This is a genomic window from Pseudomonas sp. FA-1, assembly GCF_056856075.1.
On record NZ_JBWXTH010000006.1, the window covers coordinates 318,277 to 328,121 of the forward strand.

Consider the following 9,845-nt stretch of genomic DNA (forward strand, 5'->3'; position numbering starts at 1 on the left):
AACCGGGAGGGCCGACACGGAGTCAGATCATGTCCGATACACCTGCCGCTCCCTTAGGGACGAGCCGTGAACCCCTGTTCACCCCACCCGCGCTGCCCAAGGGGGGCGGTACCGTTTCCGCAGGTGGCGGGATGTTGTCCGTCGGCAACGCCGATGGTGCGGCGGGTTGGTCCCTGCCGTTGCCACTGCCTATCGGGCGTGAACTGTCACCGCAGCTGACGCTGGGCTACAGCTCCAGCGGGGGCAACGATGCCTTTGGTGCCGGCTGGAGTTGCTCGCCACCCGCCGTGTTCCGCATGAGCCGTTTCGGTATCCCTCGTTACAACGAAGACGACCGCCTGGCGGGGCCGGACGGCGAAGAAATCCTGCGCGCCAAGGGCGCGCCGCGGGTTGAGGCGACCCTGCCGTTTTCTGCTAAAACGGCGCCACACATCGTGACCAACTGGGTATCGCGCAGTGGTGGGCGGGATGAGCGCCTGGAGCATTGGCGCGCGCAGGCGGCTCCCGAGTCCCCCGGCTTCTGGCTCAACTACCACGCCGATGGCAGCATCACGCTGTTCGGCTGGTCGGCCAGCGCCCGCTTGAGCGACCCGCACGATCCGGCGCGGGTGGCCGGCTGGTACGCCGAGGAAACCGTGACCGCCAAAGGCGAGCATGTGGTGTACACCTACCGCGGTGAAGATGCCGTCGGCTGCAACGAAGACGAGCGAATTGCCCACCCGAAGGTCGCGAGTCAGTACCTCACGGGCGTCTATGCCATGAACGCCACGCCTGCGTCCGCGCTGCTGGTGCCGGAGCAGGCCTTTCGTGCCGACGATTTCATGCGCGTGATGCTACTGGACTATGGCGAACGCGGCACCGACCTGGACACGCCGCCGCCATTCGCAAGCACGGCGCAATGGCCGGTGCGTGAGGATTGCCTTTCGTTCTGGCGTTGGGGGTTCAATAACCGGATCCGTCGTCTGTGCCACGACGTACTGCTGTGGCATCGCACACGGATGATGGCTGGGGAAAGCGACCCGACCCCCACGTTGGTTTCCCGACTGCACCTGAGCTATGAACCGTCCGCCATAGCGACCCTGCTGGTGGCGGCCCGGCAGGTCGCCTACGAGCCCGACGGCACGCCGCTGGCGCTGCCACCGGTGGAGTTCGAACTGAGCCGCCCAGGGCGCGAGGCGCCGCAATGGGAGGCACTGCCGGAGCTCGATGGCTTCAGCCCGCCCCATTGGCAGATGGCCGACTTGTACGGGGAAGGGGTGCCCGGGCTGTTGTATCAGGACGGCGGCGCCTGGCGATACCGGGCACCGGAGCGCAAGGGGGAACCCACTACCGATACGGTGACCTGGGGAGAGCCGCAGGTATTGCCCTTGACCCCTTCGTTGGCCGGCGGATCGCTGACCGACCTGAACGGCGATGGCCGCCCCGAATGGCTGGTCACCCAGCCTGGGCTGCAAGGCAGCTTCACCCTGTCGCCCGACGGCCACTGGGGCAGCTTCATCGCGCTGCAGGCCATGCCCACAGAGCTACTGCACCCCTCTGCGCAACTGGCCGACCTGACCGGGGGCGGCTTGCAGGATGTGGTCATGATCGGGCCGCGGAGTGTGCGCCTGTGGGCCAGCGCCGCGAGTGCGGGCTGGCGCGCAGGGAGCGAAACAGGCTATGACGGGGATACGCCGTTGCCCATACAAGGCGGCGAGCACCGCCTGGTGGCATTCGCCGACCCGGCAGGCAGTGGCCAGCAGCATCTGCTGGAGATCACCGGCCAGGGCGTGACCTATTGGCCATCCCTCGGCCACGGCCGGTTCGGTGAGCCGGTGCGTGTGCCAGGCTTCGCAGTGAACGATTTCGTCGCGTCGCGGGTATTCCTGGGGGACACCGACGGTAGCGGCACCACTGACATCCTCTATGTAACACCAGACCGTATCCGTGTATTCATCAGTGAGTCGGGCAATCGCTTCGTGGAAGGGCCGTCCGTGCCGGCACCGGCAGGCGTCATCCTCGACGACACCTGCCTGCTGCAGGTGACCGACCTGCGTGGCCAGGGTACGGCCGAGCTGGTGCTGACCGTGCCGCATATGGCACCGCGCACCTGGACGTATCGGTTCAACGACAGCCGGCCGTGGCTGCTTGCCGAAGTGTGCACCAATACCGGGAGCCGCACCCTGTTCCACTACCGCAGTTCGGCCCAGGGCTGGCTGGATGAGAAGGCGGCGCTCAAGGCCCAGGGCAAACCTGCGGTCTGCCGCCTGCCGTTCCCTGTGCACATCCTCAGCCGGGTCACGGCGATCGATGACATTAGCGGTTTGCGTACTGTCAGCGGCATGCGATACCTGCAGGGTATCTGGGATGGTGTCGAGCGCGAGTTCCGTGGTTTTGCCCGGTTGATCCAGACCGACACCCTGAGCGATGCCCAAGGTACCGGCGTGCAGCGCTCGCCGGCCGCACAGGTGCATAGCTGGTTCTTGAGCGGCATCGAAGCGTATGACGGCGTCCAGGAAGGCGCTTTTGCAGGGCAAGGCTCGGTGGAGGGCGACTTTACGCTCAACCCATTGCGTATCACCCGTCTGGATGCCGGTGGCCAGGATGAGCCTGTCGAGCTTGAAGGCGAGGTACGTCGTTGGTTGCTGCGAGCCCTGAAGGGCAGGCCGGTGCGCACCGAAACCTATGGCCTCGATGGCAGCGCATTGGCCTCGCAGCCTTACAGTATCACCCGCCAGCGCTGGCAGGTGCGTATGTACGAGACCGCGGATGCCGGCAGGCCTGCGGCGCTGGTCACGCCGGTGGAAACCCTGACCTTCGCTACCGAGCGCATCGTGCAGGACCCGGTGGTCTCCCAGTCGGTCGTGCTCGAACAGGACCGCTACGGCAATGTGGTGCGTGCCGTGGAGGTGCGTTACCCGCGTAGGCCTGCGCCCACGCCGTCGCCCTATCCGGATACCCTCCCTGAAGGCCTGGAACTGGCCGCGCGCACCCCTCAGCAGCAGCCCACCTGGCTGACCTTGACGCGCAACCGGCTGCACAACCTCGACGCCGGCCATAGCCATGTGGTCGGCCTGGTGGAATCGACCCGCACGGATGTCCTGCAACTGACGCCAAGCCAGGTACCGCAGGGCGGTTTCAGCATCGAAAGCCTGTCGTCGGCAGGGGGACCTCTCGATGACCTGGGCGACGCCACGCTGGCGAGCCATGTCCGTACCCAGTGGTGTGACGAGGCGGGCAACCCCAGCGTTGTACCGATACGCCAGGCCCTGGCTGCCTATACCGAAACCGCCATGCTGGACGAAGCCTGTGTAGAGGTGTTCAAGAGCCTGATGTCGGACGAGGCGTTGGTGCGGATGTTGGAACAAGCCGGTTATCACGCCGTTGCGCTGCCTGAGGATGGCCTGCGTGTGCACACCGGCCGCCATGGCCTGGCCCGTTATCTCGGCGCCGCCGGTTTCTATCGGCTGGCTGGCGTACGGGAAAGCGAGCTGGTGGGCGAAACGCTGATCGAGTGGACCCCCCACGCCTTGCAGGTGGCGAAGGTGACCGACGCAGCCGGCCTGCAGACCGCCTTGCGCTACGACTGGCGCTTCTTGACACCGACATCGCTGACCGACCCGAACGACAACGTACGGGAAGTGGTCGTCGATGCCCTGGGCCGGGTATCGCAGACGCGTTTCCATGGCACCGAGCAAGGCATCATGACCGGCTATTGCAGTGGGCGCGCTTTTGTGGTGCCGGAAACGGTCGAAGGCATGCTTGCGCTCAAGGGCGGCGATGTGCCCGTGGCGACTGCCCATCGCGTGGTGGCCGATAGCTGGATGCCGCTGGCGCGCGACCGGCAGGGCCATCCCTTGGCCTCCCGCATCGGGGAGCTTGCGCTGCGACGCTTGGCAAGGGCGTACAAGCTCGGGCAGGTGGACCTGGCCAAGGGGCGCGTGCCCCCGCACATCTGCAGCCTGCAGACCGATCGCTACGACGGAGATCCGCAGCAGCAGGTGCGCCTGAACGTCACCTACAGCGACGGCAGCGGCAACCTGTTGCAGACCGCCGTCCTGCACCCGCCAGGTGATGCCCTGGTGCGCACGCCCGAGGGCGGGCTCGAGGCGGGCACCGACGGCAAGGCTGTGACCAGGCACGCTTTGGTGCGCTGGGCCGTGACTGGCAAGACCGAATACGACAACAAAGGGCAACCCGTTCGCACCTGGCTGCCGTTCTACCTCGATGACTGGCGCCCGGTCTACGACGACAGCGCCCGCGAGGGCGTTTATGCCGACACCCACCTGTATGACGCCCTGGGGCGTGTGTACAGGGTGATCACCGCGGCGGGTTGGGAGCGGCGCACGCAGTTCTATCCGTGGTTCACGGTGGCCGAGGATGAAAACGACACCGCCCATGATGTACTGCGAGAGCGAGAAGCATGATGAATGAGAACCAAGAAACCCCTTTTTTCACACCACCATCCCTGCCCAAGGGCGGTGGCACCCTTGGCGGCAGCTCTGGGGCGTTGTCGGTGGGCGGGCCGGACGGTGGTGCCAGTTGGCACATTCCACTGCCCGTGTCGGCAGCGCCGGCCCGTGGCCTGGCGCCCGAACTGGCGCTGGCCTACAGCAACGGTGGCGGCAATGGTGTGTACGGGATGGGCTGGCAGCTTTCCTTACCGGCCATCCGGCTGCGTACGCAACACGGTGTTCCCCGTTACGATGGCACCGACCGCCTGAACGGGCCCCGTGGCGATGAACTGCTGCGTGCCCAGGAGGCCGTGCGTACCGAAACGCGCCTTCCCTTTGCCGATACCGACAGTGGTACCTACACCGTTACCCGTTATCTGGACCGCTTCTCGGGCTTGAATTCGCGTATCGAATGTTGGCAGGAGGTTGGTACGGACGGCGCGGTGAGCCGCACGTTCTGGATCGACTTCACGCCCGACGGCGGCCTGGCCCTGTACGGTTGGTCGGCCGATGCCAGGCTGGCCGACCCACAGGACCCCTCGCGTGTGGCCGAGTGGCATATCGAGGAGACAGTAACGGCACGAGGCGAGCACATTCTTTGGCGTTGGCGTCAGGAAGACAACGAGCAATGCTCGGCACAGGAGCTTGCCGACCATCCGCACGTGGCCGGCCTGTACCCCGATACCCTGTACTGGATGAACCGCACGCCGGCGCTGCATTTCCTGCGGCCTGGCATGGGCCCGGGCGATGCTTGGGAAAACGAATGGCTGGCGTTGCTGGTGTTCGACTATGGCGAGCGCGGTACATCGACTGACCAGCCGCCGCCGCTGGTCACCACGTCGGCCTGGCCCGCCCGGGAAGATGCGCTGTCGCTGCGCCGCTACGGCTTCGAGGTCCGCACCCGCCGGCTGTGTCACGACATCCTGCTTTGGCACCGCACGGCGATGATGGCCGATGACGCCTCCCAGGATGCGACGGCGCAGCTGGTATCGCGCCTTCACCTTAGCTATGCATCGTCCACGTTGCTCACCCAACTGTGCGCCGCCCAGATACTGGCATACGAGGCCGATGGCACGGTGGTGTCCATGCCGCCGGTGGAGTTCGCTTTGTCCGAGCCTCCTGAGGAATTACCCGATGCGACGCACTGGCAACACGTGCCTGCGCTGGACGGCTTCAACCACTCGTCCTGGCAAATGGCCGACCTCTACGGCGAGGGTATCCCAGGGTTGCTTTACCAGGATGATGGTGCCTGGTGGTACCGGGCGCCGGTTCGGGATGGCGAAGGCGCTGCGTCCAAGATGGCGCCCGGCTATGCCGGGCTTTTCGACGCTCCCCTCGACGACCGGGTGACCTGGGCTGCGGCGACCCCCTTGCATCGGCTGCCCTTTGGCGGCAGGGCACAATTGACCGACCTAGAGGGCAATGGCCAACCCGAGCTGATAATAGCGGTGCACGGGATGCGGGGCAGTTTCACCTTGCAACCGAACGGGCGCTGGGGTGGTTTCAAGCCTTTCGCACGTTTTCCGGCAGAGTTCGATCACCCGGCAGCGCTGCAGGCCGACCTGACCGGCACGGGCTTGACCGACCTGGTGATGATCGGCCCTGCCAGTGTGCGCCTGTGGCCCTCCGCCGGGCCGAAGGGGTGGGAACCTGACAGGACCGTAGCCCACCCAGGCCGTTCATTGCCTTACCCGAGTGGCGATGGTACCCGTATGGTCGCGATCAGTGACATCACCGGGGGAGGGCTTTCGGACCTGGTGGAAATCACCGCCGACGGCGTCACCGCCTGGCCATCGCTTGGGCATGGCCGTTTCGGCAACCCGCTGTCGTTGCCAGGCTTTTCGTTGCAGTTGCTCAGGGCCAAGGACGGCAGTGCCCTGGCCTTCGACCCTGAACGGATCTACCTCGCCGATACGGATGGCACAGGCGTTGCGGACCTGCTGGTGATCGGCCAAAAAGGTATCCATGTGTTCGCCAACCAGAGCGGTAATGCGCTTCGCTACAAAGGCGTGATCCCACCGCCTGCCGGTGTCACGCCGGATGCCACCTGGCGCTTGCAGGTGGCAGACGTGCAAGGCCTGGGGATGGGCAGCCTGGTGTTGACGGTCCCGCACATGATGCCGCGCAGCTGGGTGCTGAATTTCAGTGCCACGCGTCCCTGGCTGCTGACCACAGTCGTCGACAATATCGGTGGCCGTACCGAACTGGCGTATCGTAGCTCGGCCCAGGGCTGGCTGGATGAAAAGGCGGCTTTGCAGGCGAGCGGGCAAGCCGCCGTCAGTTGTCTCCCGTTTCCGGTGCACACGGTTCGCACGGTCACCCAGATCAATGAAATCACTGGGCTGACGCTGGGCAGCGAAACCCGTTACCTGGGGGGCGTATGGGATGGCAGCGAGCGTGAATTCGCGGGCTTTCGCTGTGTCGTGCAGACCGATCGCAACAGCCGTAGCGAGGCCAATGCCGCGACCCGTGCTGCTGTGGAGTCCCCTCCCGTGCGCACCTGCACCTGGTTCTATACCGGCAACGAGGCGGTCGACAGCAAGCCTTTGGAGCACGCTCGGGAAGACATCGACAAGGCCTTCAACAAAGGCCAGATCCGCTTCACCGCCTGGCAAGAGGGTTCGGACAAGCCCGAGGAGCCCGGGGCGAATGCCGAGCGGCGACGGAAACTGTATCGGGCCGTGCGTGGCCAGGTGATGCGCACCGAGGTGTACGGCGAGGACGATCACCCGGCAGCGGCGACCCCCTACAGCATCTCCAGGCAGCGCCTGCAGGTCCGCGCCTGCGACAGCCTCGGCCGGGATGGCAAGCCCGACCGCAACAATCCGGTTACCCAGGTGACTGTGCTGGAAACCTTGTCGCTGGCCTGCGAGCGCATCGCGGTCGATCCTCTGGTGACCCAGACCATCGTATTGCAGCTGGACGCCTATGGGGTGCCGCTCGATAGCGTGAGCATCAGCTACCCACGGCAATTGACGCCCGCCCAGGTCGAGGCCGAAGAACGCGCACGTGACATCTATCCCAAGACCCTGCCTGGCGGCGTGATCAAGGAAACCGCTGACACTCAGCAATACGATTGCTGGGTCACGCTGACCCGCAACCGTGTACACCACCTGACGGCAGGCCACGACTTTGTCGTGGGGCTCGGGCAGGACGCTCGCTCCGATCTGGTCTGGTGGGGCACCACCCACCCGGACGGTAATCCCGAGGCGCGCAAGAACCGCCCACTCCCTGAGGGAGGTTTCACTGCCGACAATCTGGCGATGGCTGATCTGTTGGCAGAGCCTGGTTCCCTGGTGTTTTCCGGCTATACGAAAACCCAATGGCGCGGGATCGCTGGCAACGAACAACTGGACATACCCACGCGCCAGGGCCTGGTCGCCTGGACCGAAACCGCCTTGTTGGATGAGATATCCCTGCAGGTACTACGGCCGAACTTCGACCAGACCTTGGCAGATCTGGTCGATGCCTGCCTGAACGATACCGGCGGCGTGATCGACCCGGCGGTATTGCGCCGCTTGCGTGAACGTGTTCAGGTGCACATGACGCCGGACGTGTTCTTTGAGCTCTTCATGGCATTCGCCGTGCATCAGGAGCAGGTATCGGCAGGGGGCGGCAGCCTGTACCAGGCGGCCCTGCAAGCCATGCAAGAGGCACTGAAGGGCCAAAGCAGTGGGCGGCGATCCATCGAGACCGACGTTCTGTGGGCAGCCTTGGGTACCCACGGCGCTAGCGGCGGCGTCCCACGAACTCAACTGTGTTCGGCGGTGCAGGCCTATGCTGACCAACACCCTGGTGATGATGAGGCCCTTGCAGCGCTGAAACAGGCGCTCATCGACCCCGCCATCACGCCAGATCTACTGTATTGGCAGGTAGTGTCCGGCGCACTGGCCACGGGCCAGGAGCATCACCAAGCCTTGGCCACCCTAAGGGACACCCTTGGTCAACCTGTGCAATCAGAAAGCCTGGCAGACCTGCTTCAACGCGGTGGCTACAAGCCTCTGGCCGTACCGTTCGAACCGCAGGTCAAGGACGTCTGGGGCGGTTTGCAGAACATCACCGCGTACCACGACCAGTCGATGTTCTGGGTGGCCAAGGGCGTACGTGAAAATGAACAGGTTCCCCAGATTGCCTTGACGTATTCACCGCACCTTCTGTCGGTCGTTGGCGCGACCGATGGCTCGAGCTTCACGTCCCAGGTGACGGCCCTGGATTGGCGCTTCCTGAGCCCTGTGCAGGTCACGGACGCCAACGGTAATACCAGCGAAGCCACCCTGGATGCACTGGGGCGCGTACAGCACACCCGTTTTCATGGCAGCGAAACCCCGGCCGGGGCGAGCGAAGCGGTCAGCGTTGGCTATTCGACGTCCCGTGACAAACCGTTCACGCCGCCCGCCACCGTGGAGCAGGCCCTGGCGTTGAATACTGCCAAGGGGGTACCGGTTCATGAAGCCTTCACCACCGTCATCGACAGCTGGATGCCCCTGGCGGTCACGGCCGACGGCCAGCTCACAGGGCAACGCTGCGGCAGCTTGGCCCGGGCCCGGCAGGATGCGTGCCTGAGACGGGATGCGATCACCGCACCGGACGTCATGGCCGCACGGACGCCTCCCCATGTCATTCGAGTCCAGACCGATCGTTACGACGACGATCCCCAGCAACAAGTACGTGTGCAAGTGATCATGCACGGTGGTGGGCAGGTACTGCAGACAGCCATGCTGAACGCGCCGGGCGAAGCGTTCGTGCGCACTGCCGAGGGCGCCTTGGAAACCGGTGCCGATGGTAAGCCCATCGTCAAGCACGCGGCGATCCGCTGGGCCGTGACCGGCCGGGCCGAGTACGACAACAAGGGCAACACGGTACGGGCGTGGCACGCCTATTATCTCGATGACTGGCGTCTGGTCAGCGGGGACGGTATCTATGCCGATACGCACTTCTACGATGCGTTGGGGCGCGAGTTCAAGGTGATGACGGCGGCTGGGTACGAGCGTCGGGCGCAGGCCTTCCCGTGGTTCACGGTAGCGGAAGATGAAAACGATACCGCGGCAGAGGTGTTGGCGTGTCAGGCAACAGGAGAGGTGCCATGAACCAGGCGAATGGAACCGTCGCCATGCATGCAGCCACTCCGGCGGTGGCTGCGCCCTTTCGGGCCTTGGCCTTTTTACGCACCCCCTCGGCCCCCGAGGCACCGGCGCGCCTGTTGGTCAGCCGCACGGTAGTCCACCCGTTCAGCCGCACCACGCGGCTGTTCGGTGCCCGCGCCTTGAACAATACCGCCACCGGCAATGCCGATGCGGTCACCGTTTCAGGGTTGGCCGGTCAACCGCTGTGCCTACATACCGCCGATGGCGATGCCGCCTTCACGCTGCCCGACGTGGCAGGCCGGCCCTTGTGGTCGCGCAATGCCCAGGG

General features: G+C 65.1%; 3 protein-coding genes. All 3 read left to right on the top strand.

Annotation, left to right across the window (positions count from 1 at the left end):
* Positions 1-29 precede the first annotated feature (29 nt).
* Positions 30-4,406: a SpvB/TcaC N-terminal domain-containing protein gene (locus AC1MHZ_RS13975; RefSeq protein WP_482966504.1), complete on the top strand. Its 4,377-nt coding sequence runs from the start codon at positions 30-32 to the stop codon at positions 4,404-4,406.
* The gene (locus AC1MHZ_RS13980) at positions 4,406-9,520 is read left to right on the top strand and encodes a SpvB/TcaC N-terminal domain-containing protein (protein WP_482966505.1); all 5,115 of its coding nucleotides are present in this window, start codon (positions 4,406-4,408) and stop codon (positions 9,518-9,520) included. The genes AC1MHZ_RS13975 and AC1MHZ_RS13980 overlap by 1 nt, the downstream gene beginning before the upstream one ends.
* On the top strand, positions 9,517-9,845 hold a 329-nt coding region (locus tag AC1MHZ_RS13985; RefSeq protein ID WP_482966506.1), incomplete at its 3' end, for a hypothetical protein. The genes AC1MHZ_RS13980 and AC1MHZ_RS13985, both read left to right, overlap by 4 nt.